General features: G+C 71.2%; 18 protein-coding genes. 13 read left to right on the top strand and 5 right to left on the bottom strand.

What is annotated here, in order from left to right:
* Window positions 1-59: 59 nt before the first annotated feature.
* The 3 genes from ACZ34W_RS11315 to ACZ34W_RS11305 all read left to right on the top strand — a co-directional run bounded on the left by ACZ34W_RS11315 (window position 60) and on the right by ACZ34W_RS11305 (window position 4,064).
* Window positions 60-1,067 carry a glycosyltransferase family 2 protein gene (locus ACZ34W_RS11315; protein WP_329488142.1) on the top strand — a complete coding sequence of 336 codons (1,008 nt, stop codon included), beginning with the start codon at window positions 60-62 and terminating at the stop codon, window positions 1,065-1,067.
* 94 nt (window positions 1,068-1,161) lie between these two features.
* On the top strand, window positions 1,162-3,567 hold the full coding sequence (locus ACZ34W_RS11310) for a hypothetical protein (protein ID WP_465603260.1): 2,406 nt from the start codon (window positions 1,162-1,164) through the stop codon (window positions 3,565-3,567).
* A 29-nt stretch (window positions 3,568-3,596) separates the two neighbouring features.
* Complete coding sequence (locus ACZ34W_RS11305; RefSeq protein WP_329488140.1) at window positions 3,597-4,064, top strand: GtrA family protein; 468 nt, start codon at window positions 3,597-3,599, stop codon at window positions 4,062-4,064.
* Here ACZ34W_RS11305 and ACZ34W_RS11300 read toward each other — a convergent pair.
* The 5 genes from ACZ34W_RS11300 to rfbA all read right to left on the bottom strand — a co-directional run bounded on the left by ACZ34W_RS11300 (window position 4,051) and on the right by rfbA (window position 8,947).
* Window positions 4,051-5,283 (bottom strand): acyltransferase family protein, encoded by a 1,233-nt coding sequence (locus ACZ34W_RS11300; RefSeq protein WP_465603258.1) that lies wholly within the window; start codon window positions 5,281-5,283, stop codon window positions 4,051-4,053. The genes ACZ34W_RS11305 and ACZ34W_RS11300 overlap by 14 nt on opposite strands.
* Before the next feature lie 109 nt (window positions 5,284-5,392).
* Window positions 5,393-6,349: an NAD-dependent epimerase/dehydratase family protein gene (locus ACZ34W_RS11295; RefSeq protein WP_465603256.1), complete on the bottom strand. Its 957-nt coding sequence runs from the start codon at window positions 6,347-6,349 to the stop codon at window positions 5,393-5,395.
* A 67-nt stretch (window positions 6,350-6,416) separates the two neighbouring features.
* Window positions 6,417-7,319 (bottom strand): glycosyltransferase family 2 protein, encoded by a 903-nt coding sequence (locus tag ACZ34W_RS11290; protein ID WP_465603254.1) that lies wholly within the window; start codon window positions 7,317-7,319, stop codon window positions 6,417-6,419.
* Window positions 7,320-7,475: 156 nt separating this feature from the next.
* The gene (rfbC, locus tag ACZ34W_RS11285; protein WP_329488135.1) at window positions 7,476-8,075 is read right to left on the bottom strand and encodes a dTDP-4-dehydrorhamnose 3,5-epimerase; all 600 of its coding nucleotides are present in this window, start codon (window positions 8,073-8,075) and stop codon (window positions 7,476-7,478) included.
* Entirely contained in the window at window positions 8,072-8,947 is an 876-nt protein-coding gene (rfbA, locus tag ACZ34W_RS11280; protein WP_329488133.1) for a glucose-1-phosphate thymidylyltransferase RfbA, read from the bottom strand. Before rfbA ends, rfbC begins: the two co-directional genes overlap by 4 nt.
* Window positions 8,948-9,028: 81 nt before the next feature.
* On the opposite strand from rfbA, the gene rfbB reads away from it, so the two are divergent.
* The 10 genes from rfbB to rplB all read left to right on the top strand — a co-directional run bounded on the left by rfbB (window position 9,029) and on the right by rplB (window position 18,075).
* Complete coding sequence (rfbB, locus tag ACZ34W_RS11275) at window positions 9,029-10,003, top strand: dTDP-glucose 4,6-dehydratase (protein WP_329488132.1); 975 nt, start codon at window positions 9,029-9,031, stop codon at window positions 10,001-10,003.
* Entirely contained in the window at window positions 10,000-11,316 is a 1,317-nt protein-coding gene (locus ACZ34W_RS11270; protein WP_329488131.1) for a lipopolysaccharide biosynthesis protein, read from the top strand. Before rfbB ends, ACZ34W_RS11270 begins: the two co-directional genes overlap by 4 nt.
* A gap of 107 nt (window positions 11,317-11,423) precedes the next feature.
* Window positions 11,424-11,825: a DUF2304 domain-containing protein gene (locus ACZ34W_RS11265; RefSeq protein WP_329488130.1), complete on the top strand. Its 402-nt coding sequence runs from the start codon at window positions 11,424-11,426 to the stop codon at window positions 11,823-11,825.
* The gene (locus tag ACZ34W_RS11260) at window positions 11,822-12,601 is read left to right on the top strand and encodes a glycosyltransferase family 2 protein (RefSeq protein WP_329488129.1); all 780 of its coding nucleotides are present in this window, start codon (window positions 11,822-11,824) and stop codon (window positions 12,599-12,601) included. The genes ACZ34W_RS11265 and ACZ34W_RS11260 overlap by 4 nt, the downstream gene beginning before the upstream one ends.
* A 280-nt stretch (window positions 12,602-12,881) precedes the next feature.
* Window positions 12,882-14,696, top strand: coding sequence for a hypothetical protein (locus ACZ34W_RS11255; protein WP_465603249.1), 1,815 nt, complete (start codon window positions 12,882-12,884; stop codon window positions 14,694-14,696).
* Between the two features lie 526 nt (window positions 14,697-15,222).
* Window positions 15,223-15,531: a 30S ribosomal protein S10 gene (gene rpsJ, locus ACZ34W_RS11250; protein ID WP_012785157.1), complete on the top strand. Its 309-nt coding sequence runs from the start codon at window positions 15,223-15,225 to the stop codon at window positions 15,529-15,531.
* 14 nt (window positions 15,532-15,545) lie between these two features.
* The gene (rplC, locus tag ACZ34W_RS11245) at window positions 15,546-16,193 is read left to right on the top strand and encodes a 50S ribosomal protein L3 (RefSeq protein ID WP_327677876.1); all 648 of its coding nucleotides are present in this window, start codon (window positions 15,546-15,548) and stop codon (window positions 16,191-16,193) included.
* Between the two features lie 4 nt (window positions 16,194-16,197).
* A complete protein-coding gene (gene rplD, locus ACZ34W_RS11240; protein ID WP_329488126.1) occupies window positions 16,198-16,875 on the top strand; it encodes a 50S ribosomal protein L4 in 678 nt (225 codons plus the stop codon).
* Window positions 16,875-17,195, top strand: coding sequence for a 50S ribosomal protein L23 (rplW, locus tag ACZ34W_RS11235; protein WP_442906803.1), 321 nt, complete (start codon window positions 16,875-16,877; stop codon window positions 17,193-17,195). The genes rplD and rplW overlap by 1 nt, the downstream gene beginning before the upstream one ends.
* Before the next feature lie 43 nt (window positions 17,196-17,238).
* Window positions 17,239-18,075: a 50S ribosomal protein L2 gene (gene rplB / locus ACZ34W_RS11230; protein ID WP_327677872.1), complete on the top strand. Its 837-nt coding sequence runs from the start codon at window positions 17,239-17,241 to the stop codon at window positions 18,073-18,075.
* Window positions 18,076-18,086: the final 11 nt, after the last annotated feature.

The raw sequence follows: 18,086 nt of genomic DNA, 5'->3' as shown, positions 1-18,086 counted from the left end.
CGGCCGCACTCCGGGATCGATCGATCGTTCTCAAAGACATAAGGGACAGGCGACAACTGATGTACAACGCAGCAGTATCGGCAGAGCAGGCCGTCCCGCCGGCGCCGCTGTTGTCGGTCGTGATGCCGATCTACAACGAGCAGGAGGCCCTGCCGTTGACGGTCCAGCGCCTGCGCCCGATCCTGGACGAGCTGGGGATCGACTACGAGGTCGTCGGTATCGACGACGGCAGCACCGACGCCACCCCGGCGATCATGCAGAAGATCCACCAGGACTGGCCGGAGTTCCGGATCGTCCGCTTCGCGCGCAACTCCGGTCACCAGGCGGCGCTGACCGCGGGCATCCACCGGGCCTACGGCGACTACGTGGTGTCCATCGACGCCGACCTCCAGGACCCGCCGGAGAAGATCCCCGAGATGCTCGCGCTCGCCCGCGAGAAGAACCTCGACATCGTCTACGGCGTGCGCGGCGACCGCGGCACCGACACCTTCTTCAAGCGGCGTACGGCCGGCGCCTACTACTGGCTGATGCGCAAGCTGGTCGGCAAGAACATGCCGAACCAGGCCGGTGACTTCCGCCTGCTCAGCCGCGCCGCGGTGGACGCGCTCAAGGCGATGCCCGAGCACCAGCCGGTCTACCGCCTGCTGGTCCCGTGGCTGGGCTTCCCCAGCGGCGAGGTCGTCTACGTCCGCGAGGAGCGGGTCGCGGGCAGCACGCACTACCCGCTGTCCAAGATGGTCCGTCTCGCCATCGACAGCATCACCAACTTCTCCGCCAGCCCGCTGCGGCTCGCCACCTGGCTCGGCCTGCTGAGCTTCGTGCTCTGCTTCTGCCTGGGGATCTACACCACGGTCGAGTACGCGCTCGGCAAGACCGTGCCCGGCTGGTCCTCGCTGTTCGTCGGCATGCTCTTCCTCGGTGCCGTCCAGCTGGTCTGCATCGGTCTGCTGGGCGAGTACGTCGGCCGGATCTACTCGGCGGCACAGGCCCGCCCGGCCTACTTCGTCGGGTACGACTCGGCCGAGGACCGCGCGAAGGCGGCGAAGGTCTCCGAGTACGCGGTGTGACCCCCCGGTCCGTCCCGCGGCGCCGGCCGCCGCGGGACGGACCGGCCGCCGACCGCCAGGAAGCCGACGCACAGCCCGCAGGAGAAGAAGAGCGATGGGCACTACCGACAGCACCGCGCCCGCCCTGGGCACGCCGACCCCGCCCGCGGGGCGGACCGGCAGTTCCGCGCCGGACGCCGGCGGTGCCCCGCTGAGCCCGCGCGACCGGGTGGTGGCGTTCCTGCCCGCGCTCGCGGCCTACCTCTTCCTGGTCGTCCTGCTGCTGGCCGCCGACACCTCGGTCAGTGACATCGCGCGGTACACCTTCTACGTGCTGTGGGGCGTCATGCTCCCGGGCACGCTGGTCTTCCGCCTGCTGCGGCGCCGTCCGCACACGCTGGTCGAGGACCTGGCCTTCGGCGCCGTGGTCGGCCTGGTGCTGGAGCTGGCCGCCTGGGCCGTCCTGGTCGGGCTCGGCCTGCAGTCGGTGGCCACGGCCTGGCCGCTGGCGGTGGTGATCCCGTTCGCCGCCGTGCCGGGGCTGCGGCGGCTCTGGCGGCCGCGCGGCTACCGCCGCACCTCGCCGGGCTGGTCCTGGTCGGTCGCCGGCACCGTCGCGTTCACCAGCGCCTACATGTACGGGGCGGTGCTCAGCCGGAACCCGGTCGTGCCGGACAGCGAGACCACCCGGCAGTACATCGACCTGCCCTACCTGCTGTCGCTGGCCGGGAACGCCAAGCACAACTTCCCGCTGACCTTCCCGCAGGCCGCCGGGGAGCCGCTGCACTACCACTGGTTCACCTTCGTCCACATGGCGATGACCGACCTGGTCGGGCACATCGACCTGACCGTGGTCCAGATGCGCCTGATGGTCCCGGCGCTCGCCGCCCTGGCCATGGTGATCACCGCCGTGGTGGCGCACCGGCTGACCGGGCGGCCGTGGGCCGGGCCGGTCGCCGCCCTGCTGATCTTCGCGGTCGGCGAGTTCAACGCGATCTACCCCAACAACGTCGGCCACTGGACCTTCGGGGCTCCGGCGGTACCGCTGATGTCCTGGGCGAGCCTCTCGCTGACGTACAGCCAGCCGCTGCTGATGGCCCTGATCGGGGTGGTCGGTGACGCCCTGCGCGCGCGCGGCGGCGAGGCGCGCGCCGAGGAGGACGGGCCCGCCCGGATCCCGGCGCTCGGTCGGGGCGCGTTCGTCCTCACCGCGCTGTTCGCGGTGGCCTCCAGTGCGGCGAAGGCGAGCTCCCTGCCGGTGACGCTGGCCGCGCTGGCCTTCGCCGGTCTGATGGTGCTGATCGGCACGCGGCGCATCCCGTGGACCATCGTCGGCCTCGGCGCGGTCATCGCCGGCGCCCAGGTGTTCGCCACCGCGGTGCTGTTCCGCTTCGAGAGCTACGGCCTCGAAGTGGTGCCCTTCGGCAACATCGAGAAGTACTGGGCCGATCCGCAGCAGAGCCGGACGGCGGTGACCCAGAGCGTGGTCGTCGCCGCCACGCTGATCGCGTTCCTGCTCAACCACCAGCTTCGGATGGTCGGCATGATCCCGCTCCTGTGGCGCCGCCGGCTCCGCCTGGAGCAGACCCAGTGGTTCCTGCTCGGCGGGGCCATCGCCGGCCCGGCCGTCTACCTGGTGGTCAACGGCTTCAACGCCAGCTACTTCACCCTCGCCGGCCTCTCCTTCGGCGTGCTGCTCTCGGCCTGGGGCTACTGCGAGGTCTTCGAGCGGGCCGCGCTGCCCACCCGGGGCAAGTTCGCGCTCGGCGCCGGCACGGTGGCCTTCGTCCTCCTGCTCACCCTCGGCATCTACCACTACGCGGACGACTGGGCGGCCTTCGCGCTCAAGGCGGTCGGCGACGCCGACGGCACCGAGTCCTACACGGCGCTGGTGCCGGCGCTGGCCGCGGCGGCGGCGCTGGCCGGGGCCGCGGCGGTCTGCGGCCTGCTCTGGTGGGTGGCCGGCCGGGCGCTGCCGGCGCTGCGCGGCCGCGGCGCCGTGGTGCTGCTCACCGCGGCGCTGGCGGCCGGCGCCCCCTCCCTGCTGCTCGACGTCCAGCAGTCCCGGCAGGTCCCGTGGGACGGCGCGTGGCCGCTCCCGGCCAGTCAGGTGGAGGCCGCGCGCTGGGTCCGCGCGCACAGCGACCCGACCGACGTCCTGGTGACCAACGGCCACTGCCGGTCGGAGAGCGACTACACCGTCCCCGGGGAGAACTGCTGGAACTCCCTGTCCTTCTACCTGAGCGCCTACTCCGAGCGCTCGGTGCTGGTGGAGGGCTGGGCCTACTCGCCGCGGCTGATGTCGGCGAAGTCCGCGTCCTTCTGGGACCAGGAGCTGCTCAAGCTCAACGAGGACTCCGTCTACCGGCCGACGGCCGCTATCCTCGACCGGCTGAGCGAGCGGCACCACGTCCGCTACGTGGTGGTGAACCGCAAGGTGGCGCCGGAGTCGCCGGACCTGAAGACCCTCGCCAAGCCGGTCTTCGACAACGGCCGGATGGCCGTGTACGAGATTTCCTGAACCGCCGAACCGATCGCATGGGTGCTCACATGGTTTCCACCGACCAGCCGACCGAAGCGGCCGAGGTGCCGCCGGCCGGCCAGGGCCCGCGGCCCTCCGACACCGGGACGGCCAAGCGCCAGGTCCCGTCCTTCCTGGTGATCGGGGTCCTGAGCACCCTCTTCTACCTGCTCCTCTACGTGGTGGCCCGGCGCTTCGTCGACCCCCAGGCGGCCAATCTCATCGCGCTCGCGGTCAGCGCGGTCGCCAACACCGCGGCCAACCGCCGGTTCACCTTCGGGATCACCGGCAGTGAGGGCGCGCTGCGTCACCAGCTCCAGGGCGCGGTGGCCTTCCTCATCGGCCTCGGTCTGAGCTCCGGGGCGCTGGCGCTGCTCGACCTGGCCGCGCCGAACGCCTCGAAGGCGGTCGAGGTGGCCGGGCTGATCGCCGCGAACGGTCTGGCGACGGTGGTCCGGTTCCTGCTGATGAAGATCTGGGTCTTCAGGGAGAAGTGACCCCGGGCGGCTTCGGCGGCGGCCGGGACGGCGTCCGGGGCTGCCGCGGCGGTGCCGGGGGCCGGGGCCCGCGCCCGGCGGCCCGCCGCCGCTGCCCCGGGATCCAGGACCGCAGCCGCAGCGCGGGCGCCTCGACGAGGTGCCAGGAGAGCGCCGCCAGCAGACCGGTCACGGCCAGCGCGCCGGCCAGGAAGCCGAGCGGACCGGAGCGGGCCGCGCCGGTCAGTGCCAGCGCCTGCTCGACGGGGAAGCCGAAGACGTACACGCCGTACGAGTAGTCGCCGCGCACGCCGATCGCCCGCCAGCGGCGGGGGAGCGCCGACGCGGCCCAGAACAGCAGATAGACCAGCGCGGGGACGCCGAGCACCGCGAAGCCGCCCCAGCGGGCCGAGCCGGTCAGGACGAGCGCGGCGGTCAGCGCCAGGGCGTCGTGGAGCGGGATCCGCTCGGCGTAGAGCCGCAGCACGCCGCCGATCAGGAAGGCCAGGCCGAGGGTGGCGGCGAGGTGGAAGGTGACCAGGCCCAGCAGCGGGAGCGCCACCCCGGGCCCGCCCGCCGGGGGCACCTCGGCCGGGAGGTCCACGGCGCCGCTCGCGACCAGGAGCCAGAGCGCGAGCGCCGCCGAGGCGACGAACGCCCGCCGGCGCAGTAGCCCCAGGGCGGCCAGCAGCCCCGCCGCCAGGTAGCAGAGCAGCTCGTACTTGAGCGACCAGAGGGCGCCGTTGAGGCTCCGGTCGAAGTTGGTCCCGCTGCGGACGCCCTCGGCGATCACGCCCGAGACGTCCCAGCCGGTGGTGGGCGCGGCACTGCCGAGGCTGGTCAGATAGCTCAGCGGACCGTCCGGGCGGGTCCAGAAGCCGCCCAGGGTGCCGTGCTGCCACCAGTACAGGGCGGGCATCAGGACGGCGGCCGAGAACAGCAGCGAGCCGCCGAGGCCGGGCCCGATGCGCAGGGCCCGGTGCCAGAGGTAGCGGCCGGGCGGGAGCCGTCGGGCGCTCTCGGTGATCACGAATCCGGAGAGTGCGAAGAACCCGAGGACGGCGGCCTTGCCGAGGTCGGTCTGCCGGCCGCTCCAGAGCCAGAGCGGATCGGGGTGTCCCCAGCCGAGCGGGAAGACGTGCGAGACGACGACGGTGGCGGCCAGCAGGAGGCGGAGCGCGCCGAGCCCGTTCGCCCGGTCGTCGAGGATCCGCGCGAGGGTGCCGCGCGGGCGGAGCACTGCTGGTCGGCTGATGGCTCCCCCGGCGGATCGGCCGGGCGGCGCCCGCGGTCGTCGCGGACGCCGCCCCGTGGTGGCGTGCGGTGCTCGTCGGACGCGGGCCGGGGCCCTACGCCTGCGGAGCGGCGATCTGGGCCTCCCAGAGGTCGCGGACGGCCTCGCGCAGGGTGCGCCGGGGCTCCCAGCCGAGCCGCTCGCGGGCGACGGTGATGTCGAGCTGCTGCCACTCCGTCTCCGGGCCGGTGCCGTCCGGCGCGGGGACCTCGGTGATCTCGGTGGGCACCCCGCTCTCCTCGATCAGCAGCTCGACCAGCAGCCGGGCGGAGGACGCGGCGCCGGTGCCGATGTTGACCACCGGCGGCACGTCCGGGCGGACGGCGGCGAGCAGCACGGCGTCCAGGGTGTCGCCGAGGTCGACGAAGTCGCGCTGGGCGGTGAGCGGCTGCAGCGAGAGCTGAGCGGTCTCGCCGGCCCGGCGGGCGGCGTCCAGCTTGGCGGCCATCACACCGAGCAGGCTGTGACCGGGCTGGCCGGCGCCGACCACGTTGCCGAGCCGCAGCGACACCGCGTCCAGCCGGCCGGCCTCGACGGCGCGGACGACGGCCTCGGTGGCGGTGAGCTTGAGCTTGCCGTACTCCATCACCGGCGCGGCGGGGTCGCTCTCGCGCTGGCTGGTGCCGACCGGCGCCATGCCGTACTCGTGCACGGTGCCGAGGTGGACCAGGCGGGCGGGGGAGGCCATCGCGCAGACGGCCTCGATCAGGCGGTCCACCAGGACCACGTTGGCCTGGTACATCTGCTCGTCGTTCAGGCCCCACATGCCGCCGGCCGCGTTGACGACGGTGTCGATCCGCTCGCGGTCGAGCAGCGCGGTGAGGTCGGCGGCGGCGTCGGAGGAGATGTCGAAGGCGACGAACCGGCCGGGCGCCGGCACGGCCGGGGCCTTGCGGGCGAGGCTGACGACCTCGGTGCCCTGCTCCAGCAGGCGGGCGCCGACCACGCGGCCGATGAAGCCGGTGCCGCCGAGGACGGCGACCCGGGAGGGGGCCGGGTGCGGTGCGGTCATGTGCGGTGACTCCCTGGGGCGGTGATGGGCCCGGGGCGGTGACGGGCCCGGGACGGTGGCGGCTGGGTCAGCGGGGGCGGGCGGCGGTGCTGGTGGCGTTGCGCAGCAGGGCCTTCGCCCCGTCCCACTGGCCGGCGCGCATCGCGCCCGGGACCAGGGTGAGGGCGTGGATCCGGGCCGAGAGGTGCATCCGGGAGGCCTTGGCGGCCCGCGGCCAGCCGTGCGCGTCCAGGCGGTCGGCGGCGTCCAGGAAGTACCGGCGGGCCTCGGTGAACCGGGTGCCGCTGTAGGCGGACTTCGAGGAGATGCTGACGGTGTGCCGGCGGTACTGGAACGCCCGGACGTCGTCGACGACCATGTGCTCGCCGGCCTGGAGCAGGTCGATGACGAGCGCGAGGTCCTGGATGATCTCCAGGTTGTCGCGGAAACCGGTGGTCCGCACGGCCTCGGTGCGCCAGCAGATCGACGGGAAGTACAGCCAGTTGCCCTTGAGCAGGCTGACCGCGAGCTCCTCGCCGCCCCGCAGGGTGCGGCCCTGCTGCTTGGGCGCGTAGATCCGGCGCTTGGCCTCGTCGGCCAGCGAGCTGGTCGGCTTCCCGTCGCCGTCGATCACCTGGACGCCCGGCTGGATCATCGCGACGCCGGGGTACTGGGCCAGGATCGCGCGGATGGTGGCGACGTAGTTGGGCAGCATGATGTCGTCGGTGCCCATGAACATCATGTACTCGTACTCGGCCATGCCCAGGCACTTGCGGTAGTTGCCGGTGACGCCGAGGTTCTGCTCGTTCCGGAAGTACCGCACCCGCGGGTCGCCGAGCTCGGCGAACCACTCCGGGACGCCGGGCTCCCGGCCGTCGTCGACGACGGTCAGCCGCCAGTCGGGATCGCTCTGCGCCAGCACGCTGCGGACCGCGGCCTGCATCAGCGCGACGTCGCCGTAGTACGGAAGCAGGATTTCCAGAGTGGTCATGGTGGAGGGCACATCCGCTGGTCTGAGTCGGGGCCGAGTGCGGGGCGAGGACCCCGCGGCGGGCCCATCATACTGAGCCGGTCGGCGGCTCCCGCCGGGGCGGACGACGATGCCCGGGCCCGCGCCGGAGGGCGGCGGGCCCGGGCATCGGGCGGTTCAGCGGGTGCGCAGGCTCTCGGTGAAGGCGAGGCACTTCTCGTAGTCCGGCAGCAGGCCGGTGGCGAGCGCCTCGGCCAGCGAGGGCGCGGCGTCGTCCCGGGCGGACAGCTGCGGGGCGTCGGTGGGCCACTCGATCCCGAGGTCCGGGTCCAGCGGGTGCACCGCGTGCTCACCGGTCGGGTTGTAGGTCTCGGAGCAGACGTAGGACAGCGTGGCGTCGTCGGTCAGCGCGCAGAAACCGTGGCCGAGGCCCTCGGGGATGTAGACCGACCTGCGCTCGGCGTCGTCCAGCCGGACGAACTCCCAGCGGCCGAAGGCGGGGGAGCCCACCCGCAGGTCCACGATCACGTCGAGCACGGCGCCGCGCACGCAGCTGACGTACTTGGCCTGGCCGGGCGGGACGTCGGCGAAGTGGATGCCGCGCACGACGTCCTTGGCGGACACCGACAGGTTGCCCTGGGCGAACTTCAGCGGGTGGCCGACCACCTCTTCGAGCCGGTCGAAGCGGTACCACTCCATGAACAGGCCGCGCGGGTCGCCGTGCTGCTGCGGGGTGACCTCGAAGGCGCCGGGGATCGAGAGCTCACGGAACTTCACCGGGCCGCCTCCTCTTCGAGCAGCGCGATCAGGTAGTCGCCGTAGCCGCTCTTGCACAGCGGCTCGGCCAGCTCGCGCAGCTGCGCGTCGTCGATCAGGCCGGCCCGCCAGGCCGCCTCCTCGATGCAGCCGATCTTGAAGCCCTGGCGCTCCTCGATGACCCGGACGAACTCGGAGGCCTGCACCATCGACACGAACGTGCCGGTGTCGAGCCAGGCGGTACCGCGGTCGAGGATGGTGACGTGCAGCTCACCGGTCTTGAGGTACTCCTCGTTGACCGCGGTGATCTCCAGCTCGCCGCGCGCGCTCGGGCGCAGGCCGGCCGCGATCTTGACCACGCGGTTGTCGTAGAAGTACAGGCCGGGCACCGCGTAGCGGGACTTGGGCTGGGTGGGCTTCTCCTCGATGGAGATGACCTGGCCGTTGTCGTCGAACTCCACCACGCCGTACGCGGTCGGGTCGGCGACCGGGTAGGCGAACACCATGCCGCCCTGCGGCGCGGTGCGCTGCGCGAGCCGGGTGCCGAGGCCGCTGCCGTGGAAGATGTTGTCGCCGAGGATCAGCGCGACGGGCTCGTCACCGATGAAGTCGGCACCGAGCACGAAGGCCTGGGCGATGCCCTCCGGCTTCTCCTGGACGGCGTACTCCAGCTTGAGGCCGAACTGGGAGCCGTCGCCGAGCAGCCGCTGGAACTGCTCCTGGTCCTGCGGGGTGGTAATGATCAGGATCTCGCTGATGCCCGCCATGACCAGGGTCGACAGCGGGTAGTAGATCATCGGCTTGTCGAAGACGGGGAGGAGCTGCTTCGAGACTGCTCGGGTCAGCGGCCACAGTCGTGACCCGGTGCCGCCCGCCAAGAGGATTCCACGCATGCGCGCAGCTTATGTGAGGTTCGGAGCCCGCCGCTGACCCGGGGCGAGGGCCCCGGGGCACACCGGTAGACTGCCCGCACTATGCGCATCCTCGTCACCGGCGGCGCCGGCTTCATCGGTTCAGAGTTCGTCCGCCAGCTGCTCGGCGCCGACGCAACGGATCAGATCACCGTCTTCGACAAGCTCACCTACTCGGGCGTCGAGGCCAACCTGGCGCCCGTCGCCGGTCACAGCGGCTACTCCTTCGTGCGTGGCGACATCTGTGACGCGGAGGCCGTCGACCAGGTCATGCCCGGCCACGACGTGGTCGTCCACTTCGCGGCCGAGTCGCACGTGGACCGCTCCATCGAGGGCGCCGGCCCGTTCGTGGTCACCAACGTCCTGGGCACCCAGGTGCTGCTGGACTCGGCCAAGAAGCACGGCGTCGGCCGCTTCGTCCACGTCTCCACCGACGAGGTCTACGGCTCCATCTCCGAGGGCTCGTGGACCGAGGAGTGGCCGCTGGCGCCCAACTCCCCGTACTCGGCCTCGAAGGCCGGCTCGGACCTGCTGGCGCTCGCCTACCACCGCACCCACGGCATGGACGTGGTGGTCACCCGCTGCTCCAACAACTACGGGCACTACCAGTTCCCGGAGAAGGTCATCCCGCTGTTCACCACCAACCTGCTGGACGGCAGGAAGGTGCCGCTCTACGGCACCGGCGGCAACATCCGGGACTGGCTGCACGTCTCCGACCACTGCCGCGGCATCGAGCTGGCCATGCGCAAGGGCCGCTCCGGCGAGGTCTACAACATCGGCGGCGGCACCGAGATCACCAACAAGGAGCTCACCGAGCTACTGCTCCAGGCGGCCGGCGCCGACTGGTCGATGGTCGAGCCGGTCGCCGACCGCAAGGGCCACGACCTGCGCTACTCGCTGGACATCACCAAGATCAGCGAGGAGCTCGGCTACGCCCCGCAGGTCCGCTTCGAGGACGGCCTCGCCGCCACCATCGCCTGGTACCGCGAGAACCGCGCCTGGTGGGAGCCGCTGAAGGCCAAGGCCACCCTGCGATGACGAACCCGGTGGCCAAGCTGCTGGGGGCGCTGCCCCCCGGTGTGCGGCTCGTCGCGGGGGGCACCGTGGTCCTCGGTGTCTCCTCGTACATCTTCCTGGCCCTGGCCGGGCACAGCTTGGACACCACCCAGGTCGCCGGCGTCTCGATGCTCTGGACCGTGGTCATGTCCGTCGGGTACGGGCTGTTCTCCCCGGTCGAGCTGGAGCTGACCCGCCTGGTGGCCGCCCGTGACGTGGCGGGACAGGGCCCCGGACCGGCGATCCGGCGGGTCCTGCTGGTCACCGCCGGGGTCCTGGTGGCTGTGCTGGCCGTGATCGCGGCCGCCGCCCGGCCGATCGCGGACCGCTTCTTCTCCGGCGACCTCGGCCTGGTGGCCGGCCTGGGCGGCGCCCTGGTCGGCCTGGCCGTGAGCTCGGTGGCCCGCGGGGCACTGGCCGGCCTGGGCAACTTCGGCGCGTACGGCATGCAGCTCGCCGTCGACGGCGGGCTGCGGATCGGGCTCGCCGCGCTGATCCCGGTGTTCGGCGCGCACTCCGCGTTCGCGTTCGCGCTGATCCTGGTCGCCGCACCGCTCGCCGCCTCGGCGATCGGGATGCGTTCGGTCCTCGCGGACCGGCGCGGCGGTCCGGCCCCGGTCTGGCGCGACGTCGTCACCGGGCTCGGCCTGCTGACCGGTTCGACGCTGCTGGCCCAGCTGATGGTCAACGCGGCCGTGGTCAGCGTCGGCGTGCTCTCGCCGTCCTCCAAGGCGCTGATCGCCGCCCTGCTGAACGCCGTGGTGCTGGCCCGGGTGCCGCTCTTCGCCTACGCGGCGATCCAGGCCTCCCTGGTCTCCTCGCTCTCCGGCGCCGCCGCGGCCGGCAACCACGGGGAGTTCCGCAAGGTCCTGCTGCGCACCGGCGGCATCGTGGTGCTGATGAGCGCCGCGGCCGGCCTGCCGACGGTGATCCTCGGCCCCTGGGCGATCCGGCTGTTCTTCAAGGCGCAGGACGTGCTGGGTTCGGTGGACTTCCTCTGGCTGGCCCTCGGCACGCTCTGCTACATGCTGGCGACCGTCTTCGGCCAGGCCCTGCTCGCGCTCGGGCGCCACCAGCGCCAGCTGCTCTCCTGGCTGGCCGGTTCCGTGGTGCTGGTGGCCGTCACCCTGGTACCCGGGGCGATCGCCACCAGGGTCGAACTCGCCTACCTGGCTGGTGCGGCGGTCAGCGCTGCTGCCATGCTGTGGGCGCTGGCCCGCTCGCTGTCCGCCCCGGCCCGGCCCGTGGCGGAACACCGGGCACCACTGGCGGCACACCAGTCGTCGGAGGTATGACGCCCGTTCGCCGGGCCCACAGCCGGCGGCGGCGGGACGTTCACGCCGCGCCTTTAATATGTGATTACCCTTGGCCACGCCACTGCCGCTGAAAGGCGCCTCCAGTCGTGCATCTCACCGTCATCACTTCGATCACCGGCGTGCTGGTGCTCGTCTACATCCTGGAGTTGCTGCGCCGACAGCAGCTCCGGGAGAAGTACGCGGCTATCTGGCTCGCGATCGGCGTCGTCGTGGCGCCGCTCGGGTTCTTCCCGACGATCCTCGACTCGACCGCCCGCCGGCTCGGCATCGCCTCCGGCGTGAGCCTCGTGCTCTTCGCGGGCTTCGTCCTGGTCCTGATGGTCTCGCTGCACCTGAGCTGGGAGGCCTCCCGGCTGGAGGCGGAGACCCGGACCCTGGCCGAGGACGTCGCCATGATGCGGGCCCACCTGGCCGAGCACCACGGGTACCCGATCGCACGCAGCAGCAACGACGCCGGCAAGGCGACGGACTCCGGGGTGACGGCATGATCGACGGCAAGCGGGTTCTGATCATCCTCCCCGCCTGGAACGAGGCGGAGGGTCTGCCCAAGATCCTCCACGAGATCCAGCAGAAGCTCCCCGGCGTGGACACCCTGGTGGTCGACGACGGCTCCGTGGACAACACCGCCGCCGTGGCCGCCGCGGCCGGCTCCCGGGTCGCGCAGCTGCCGTACAACCTCGGTGTCGGCGGCGCCATGCGGTTCGGCTACCGCTACGCGCACCTGCACGGCTACGACGTCGCCATCCAGTGCGACGCCGACGGCCAGCACGACCCCGCGTACGTGCCGGCGCTGCTGGAGAAGCTCCAGGAGGCCGACCTGGTCATCGGCGCCCGGTTCGCCGGCCAGGGCAGCTACAAGGTGCGCGGCCCGCGCAGCTGGGCGATGAAGCTGCTCTCGGTGGTGCTGTCGAGGGTCACCCGGACCCGCCTCACCGACACCACCTCGGGCTTCAAGGCCTGCAACAAGCCGATGATCGAGTTCTTCTCGCAGTGGTACCCGGTCGAGTACCTGGGCGACACCATCGAGAGCATGGTCGGCGCCGCCCGCTGCGGCTTCGTCATCCGGCAGGTCCCGGTGGCGATGCGCGAGCGGACCACCGGTACGCCCAGCGCCTCCCCGATCAAGGCGACGATCTACCTGGCCCGCGCCGGCCTGGTGCTCCTGCTCGCGATGATCCGCCGGATGCCCAAGCACCTGAAGACCATCGAGCCCGCCACCCGTACGGCGGCGGCGAACCGGCGCGAGCTGGTCGGCAAGGCCTAGCGGCACCGCGATCGACACGACTCCGGCGGTCGGCCCCACGGGCCGGCCGCCGGTGGTCGTCGGGGCACCTCCGCCGCGTGCCGCTAGGCTGAGCGCTGCGCGGAGTGTGCTATGGGTGCCGGGTCCACCGCAGCGGTGAGGTCCCGGCACGTGCCGCGGGCCGGGGCGCCCGGGCACGGGCCCTCCGCGAGTTGTTAGCGTGACCTCCACCATCGAACGGGCCGGGCGGCCTGCCGGATCCACCTCAGAGCCGGGCTACCAGGGGAAGAGTCGGAGTTCAGTGCAGACTTCAGCAGAGACCGTCGACGAGCAGCTGGACGGTGTCCAGGGGACGAGACGGGTCGGCGCCTCGCGCTCGGCGGGTCTGGCGGCCCGGGCGGTGCGGCGGTTCGAGGAGGCCCGCGGGCGGCGCTGGTTCTGGCCGGCCGCGCTGGTGGCCGGGTACGCCGCGGAGGTGCTCTTCCGGCTCGTCCTCGTCCGGCACATGAGCTACCCCTCCGTCCACGCGGACGAGGACGGGTACCTGGTGCTGGCCCGCGTGCTGGCCGGCCGGCCGACCACCGAGATGCCGGTCGGCGTGGTGATCCCGGGCGGCTACCCGCTGCTGATCTCCCCGGCGTTCCGGATCGCCGACGACCCGGTCACGGCCTATCACCTGATCATGGGGATCAACGCGCTGCTGAACGCGCTGGTCTTCCCGCTGGCCTACCTGGCGCTGCGCCGGCTGGGCCTGCGCCGGCTGCTGGCGTACGTCTTCGCGGGGGCCACCGCGCTGCTGCCGCCGGTGATCTTCTACTCCGAGTTCGTCATGTCGGACACCGTGCTGCCGGTGCTGATCCTGGCCTGGCTGCTCTGCATGCACGGCTGGCTGAGCGAGGGCCCGGTCAAGCACCGCTCCTGGTGCGCGGCCGGCACCGGCGCGGCCGCCGCGTACACGATGGCCACGCACGACCGCGGCGGTGTCGTGGTGGCGCTCACCGGAGTGGTCCTCGTCGGCGTCCTGGTGCTGCGCTGGGCCCCGTGGCGCACCACGCTGGTCGGCCTGGGCGCGCTCGCCGTCGGTTCGGTCGGCGCCAAGGCGCTGTCCTGGTGGCTCGACCGCCAGTTCACCGTCGAGCCGAGCAAGGTCGGCAGCTACCTGATCGACGGCCTGAAGAACCCCGACATCCTGCAGCGCACGCTGACCAGGACCACCGGGCAGATCTGGTACTTCATCGTCTCCACCTGGGGGATCGGCGGCCTGGCGGTCGTGGTCTGCCTGTTCGCGCTGTTCAGCGGCCGCTTCCCGCGCCCGCACCGGATCGTCGGCGGCGTGATGGTGGCCCTGCTGGTCGGCACCGCGCTCGCCTCGGCCGCCGCCCTGCCGGACGACGCCCGCATCGACAACTGGGTCTACGCCCGCTACGTGGCCTACCTCGTCCCGGTGGCCTTCGTGGCCGGGGTCGCGGTGCTCGCCCGGTTCAGCCTGCGCAACGTCGTCCTGACGGTGGCGGGCTCGGTGGCGCTCACCCTCGTCCTCGCCAAGCTGGTGATCTGGTCCGCCGGCAAGCTGCTCCACACCCAGGTCTTCATCGGCTGGGGCATGCCGGACGTGACCTTCCTGGCCGCCGACTGGTCCAGGCTGAACATGATGCGCTCGACCGCCGCGGCGTTCATCATCCTCGGCGCCGTCGCCCTGATGCTGGTGGCCGGCGGGCGCCGGGTGCTCTGGGCGGTCGGCCTCTCGCTCGCGCTGTTCGCCGGATTCGCCACCGCGACCATCACCGAGCAGGTCGCCTACCCGCACTCGGACTGGCGCAAGCCGCTCGCGACGGGCTTCACCAAGGCCGCCGGGATCAAGCCCAAGGACAACCTGGTGCTCGCCTGGGACCTCGACGGAAGCCTGCGGATGGCCCAGGCCTTCGAGGTCTACGACGGCCGGGTCTGGTACCTGGACCCGCGCTGGCAGCCCGTCCCGGCCGCGGCGACCGCGATCGTCACCCCGCTCGCCGAGGAGGGGAAGGCGCCGGAGTCCTACTGGAAGGAACATCCGGACGAGTGGTACGTGGAGCGGACCAACAAGCAGCAGGGCTGGATGATCTGGCGCAAGCGCTGAGCGACCGGGCGCACCGGGTGACCGGACGCGCCGGTTGACCGGGACGGACCCCATCGGGGCCGGCGGGGGAGATCCCCGCCGGCCCCGATTGGCTTTGTCGCTGCTCCATGTGGCAGTATGTCCAAGTTGCTCGGTTGAGTGCCGATGCTACGCGCCTCCCGCCGGGAGGACTGGAAGCGAGTCCCATGTACTCGTCGTTCCCGTGATGGCCGTTCATGTGTTCACGTGAGGTATGTGGACGCAGTGGTGTGAAGGCGACACCGCGGCAGCTGCGGGGCGGACGTACGGGAATCTTCCGGGAAGCGTGGGCGGGGCCTCGATCCGGCGCCTGGTGGATGCAAGACCTCACCGATCCGTAGGAAAATCCGCAGAGGGAAACCTCTTCGCGGACTTTTTGCAAGCGACAGGGCGACACGCCCGACCGCGTGGGTCGGAGGAAGCCATCCACAGGCACCACCGGACACAGTCCACCTGGATGAATCCGGCCGTAGAAGCAGCAGACGACACAAAGGACTACTGAGTAGCCATGGCGGGACAGAAGATCCGCATCCGGCTCAAGGCCTACGACCACGAGGTGATTGACTCCTCGGCGAAGAAGATCGTCGAGACCGTCATTCGCACTGGTGCGCAGGTCGCGGGCCCGGTGCCGCTGCCCACTGAGAAGAACGTGTACTGCGTCATCCGCTCGCCGCACAAGTACAAGGACTCGCGCGAGCACTTCGAGATGCGCACTCACAAGCGTCTGATCGACATCCTCGACCCCACGCCGAAGACGGTTGACTCGCTGATGCGTCTCGACCTGCCGGCTGGTGTCGACATCGAGATCAAGCTCTGAGAGGCACACCGAAGATGGCTAAGCAGATTAAGGGCATCCTGGGCGAGAAGCTCGGCATGACCCAGGTCTGGGACGAGAACAACCGGATCGTTCCGGTGACCGTCGTCAAGGCTGGGCCCAATGTCGTGACCCAGGTCCACACCGCCGACAGCCCGGCCGGCTACGACGCCGTCCAGATCGGCTTCGGCGAGATCGACCCCCGCAAGGTGAACAAGCCCCTCGCGGGTCACTTCGCCAAGGCCGGTGTCACCCCGCGCCGGCACCTGGTCGAGCTGCGTACCACGGACGCGTCCGAGTACACGCTGGGCCAGGAGATCACCGCCGAGCTGTTCGAGGCGGGTGTCAAGGTCGACGTGACCGGCACCTCCAAGGGCAAGGGCTTCGCCGGTGTCATGAAGCGCCACAACTTCCGGGGCCTCGGCGCCGGTCACGGTGTGCAGCGCAAGCACCGCTCGCCCGGCTCGATCGGTGGCTGCGCCACCCCGGGTCGTGTGTTCAAGGGCGTACGGATGGCCGGCCGGATGGGCCACGAGCGCGTGACCACCCAGAACCTGACCATCCATGCCGTTGACGCGGAGAAGGGGCTGCTCCTGATCAAGGGCGCAATCCCGGGCCCGAACGGCGGCCTCGTCCTCGTCCGCACCGCGGCGAAGGGGCTGTGAGGATATGAGCACCATTGACATCCTGTCGCCCTCGGGCGACAAGACCGGCAGCCTTGAGCTGCCGGCCGAGATCTTCGACGCGAAGGTCAGCGTTCCGCTGATGCACCAGGTCGTCGTGGCGCAGCTCGCTGCGGCCCGTCAGGGCACCCACAAGACCAAGACGCGTGGCGAGGTCCGCGGTGGCGGCAAGAAGCCGTACCGCCAGAAGGGCACCGGCCGCGCCCGTCAGGGCTCGACCCGCGCGCCGCAGTTCGCCGGCGGTGGCGTCGTGCACGGTCCCGTGCCGCGCGACTACTCGCAGCGGACCCCGAAGAAGATGATCGCCGCCGCCCTGCGCGGTGCGCTCACCGACCGGGCCCGCCACAACCGCATCCACGTCATCACCGACGTGACCGCGACCGAGGCGCCGTCGACCAAGGCCGCCAAGAGCCTGTTCGGCAAGATCACCGAGCGCAAGAACGTCCTCCTGGTCGTCGAGCGCGCGGACGAGCTGGGCCTCAAGTCCGCTCGTAACCTGCCGCACGTGCACATCCTGGACGCCGGCCAGCTGAACACCTACGACGTGCTCGTCTCCGACGATGTGGTCTTCACCCAGGCCGCCTTCGAGCGTTTCGTGGCGGGTCCCGCCGCGTCCGCCAAGGCCGTGGCTGCTGAGGGCGAGCTCGAAGGGAGCGCCGCCTGATGGCTGCAGAGATCACGAGCAAGACGTTCACGGACCCCCGTGACGTCCTGGTGAAGCCGGTCATCTCGGAGAAGAGCTACTCGCTCCTCGACGAGAACAAGTACACGTTCGTCGTGTCGCCCGGTGCCAACAAGACCCAGATCAAGCAGGCCGTCGAGTCGGTCTTCTCGGTCAAGGTCGAGTCCGTCAACACGCTCAACCGTCAGGGCAAGCGCAAGCGCTCCAAGACGGGCTTTGGCAAGCGCAAGGACACCAAGCGCGCCATCGTGACGCTGGCTGAGGGCAACCGCATCGACATCTTCGGTGGTCCGGTCTCCTAACGGAGATCGTGATCGTCGATAAGGACGAGGACGAGAGAGCCAAATGGGCATCCGCAAGTACAAGCCGACTACGCCGGGCCGTCGTGGCTCCAGCGTGGCCGACTTCGTAGAGATCACGCGGTCCACGCCGGAGAAGTCGCTGGTTCGCCCCCTGCACAGCAAGGGCGGCCGTAACAACGCCGGTCGGATCACCGTTCGCCACCAGGGTGGCGGTCACAAGCGCGCCTACCGCGTGATCGACTTCCGTCGTCACGACAAGGACGGCGTGCCGGCCAAGGTCGCGCACATCGAGTACGACCCGAACCGCACCGCGCGCATCGCGCTCCTGCACTACGCGGACGGCGAGAAGCGCTACATCATCGCGCCGCGCGGCATCGCGCAGGGCGACCGGGTCGAGAACGGCCCTGGCGCCGACATCAAGCCCGGCAACAACCTGCCGCTTCGCAACATCCCGGTCGGTACCACCATCCACGCGGTGGAGCTGCGTCCCGGCGGCGGTGCCAAGATGGCCCGCTCCGCCGGTGCCGGCATCCAGCTGCTGGCGCGTGAGGGCAAGATGGCGCACCTGCGCATGCCCTCCGGTGAGATCCGCCTGGTCGACGCGCGCTGCCGCGCGACCGTCGGCGAGGTCGGCAACGCCGAGCAGTCGAACATCAACTGGGGCAAGGCCGGCCGTATGCGCTGGAAGGGCGTTCGCCCGACCGTGCGTGGTGTGGCCATGAACCCGATCGACCACCCGCACGGTGGTGGTGAGGGTAAGACCTCCGGTGGTCGCCACCCGGTCTCGCCGTGGGGCCAGAAGGAGGGTCGTACCCGTCGCCCGAAGAAGGCGTCGGACGCTCTCATCGTGCGCCGCCGCAAGACCAACAAGAAGCGCTAGGAGCAGGTCAG

It is taken from the genome of Kitasatospora sp. NPDC022856 (assembly GCF_055561235.1).
The sequence above is the reverse complement of the archived record's forward strand: the minus strand, read 5'-3'. Positions and strand labels throughout refer to the sequence as shown.

Bases quoted from the DNA above. Each gene is read 5' to 3' on its own strand.
- rpsJ (WP_012785157.1), top strand. From the start codon at position 15,223: ATGGCGGGACAGAAGATCCGCATCCGGCTCAAGGCCTACGACCACGAG.
- ACZ34W_RS11295 (WP_465603256.1), bottom strand. From the start codon at position 6,349: ATGACCGCACCGCACCCGGCCCCCTCCCGGGTCGCCGTCCTCGGCGGC.
- rfbB (WP_329488132.1), top strand. From the start codon at position 9,029: ATGCGCATCCTCGTCACCGGCGGCGCCGGCTTCATCGGTTCAGAGTTC.
- rplC (WP_327677876.1), top strand. From the start codon at position 15,546: ATGGCTAAGCAGATTAAGGGCATCCTGGGCGAGAAGCTCGGCATGACC.
- ACZ34W_RS11270 (WP_329488131.1), top strand. From the start codon at position 10,000: ATGACGAACCCGGTGGCCAAGCTGCTGGGGGCGCTGCCCCCCGGTGTG.
- rplD (WP_329488126.1), top strand. From the start codon at position 16,198: ATGAGCACCATTGACATCCTGTCGCCCTCGGGCGACAAGACCGGCAGC.
- rfbA (WP_329488133.1), bottom strand. From the start codon at position 8,947: ATGCGTGGAATCCTCTTGGCGGGCGGCACCGGGTCACGACTGTGGCCG.
- ACZ34W_RS11310 (WP_465603260.1), top strand. From the start codon at position 1,162: ATGGGCACTACCGACAGCACCGCGCCCGCCCTGGGCACGCCGACCCCG.
- ACZ34W_RS11315 (WP_329488142.1), top strand. From the start codon at position 60: ATGTACAACGCAGCAGTATCGGCAGAGCAGGCCGTCCCGCCGGCGCCG.
- ACZ34W_RS11260 (WP_329488129.1), top strand. From the start codon at position 11,822: ATGATCGACGGCAAGCGGGTTCTGATCATCCTCCCCGCCTGGAACGAG.
- ACZ34W_RS11290 (WP_465603254.1), bottom strand. From the start codon at position 7,319: ATGACCACTCTGGAAATCCTGCTTCCGTACTACGGCGACGTCGCGCTG.
- ACZ34W_RS11305 (WP_329488140.1), top strand. From the start codon at position 3,597: ATGGTTTCCACCGACCAGCCGACCGAAGCGGCCGAGGTGCCGCCGGCC.
- rplB (WP_327677872.1), top strand. From the start codon at position 17,239: ATGGGCATCCGCAAGTACAAGCCGACTACGCCGGGCCGTCGTGGCTCC.
- rplW (WP_442906803.1), top strand. From the start codon at position 16,875: ATGGCTGCAGAGATCACGAGCAAGACGTTCACGGACCCCCGTGACGTC.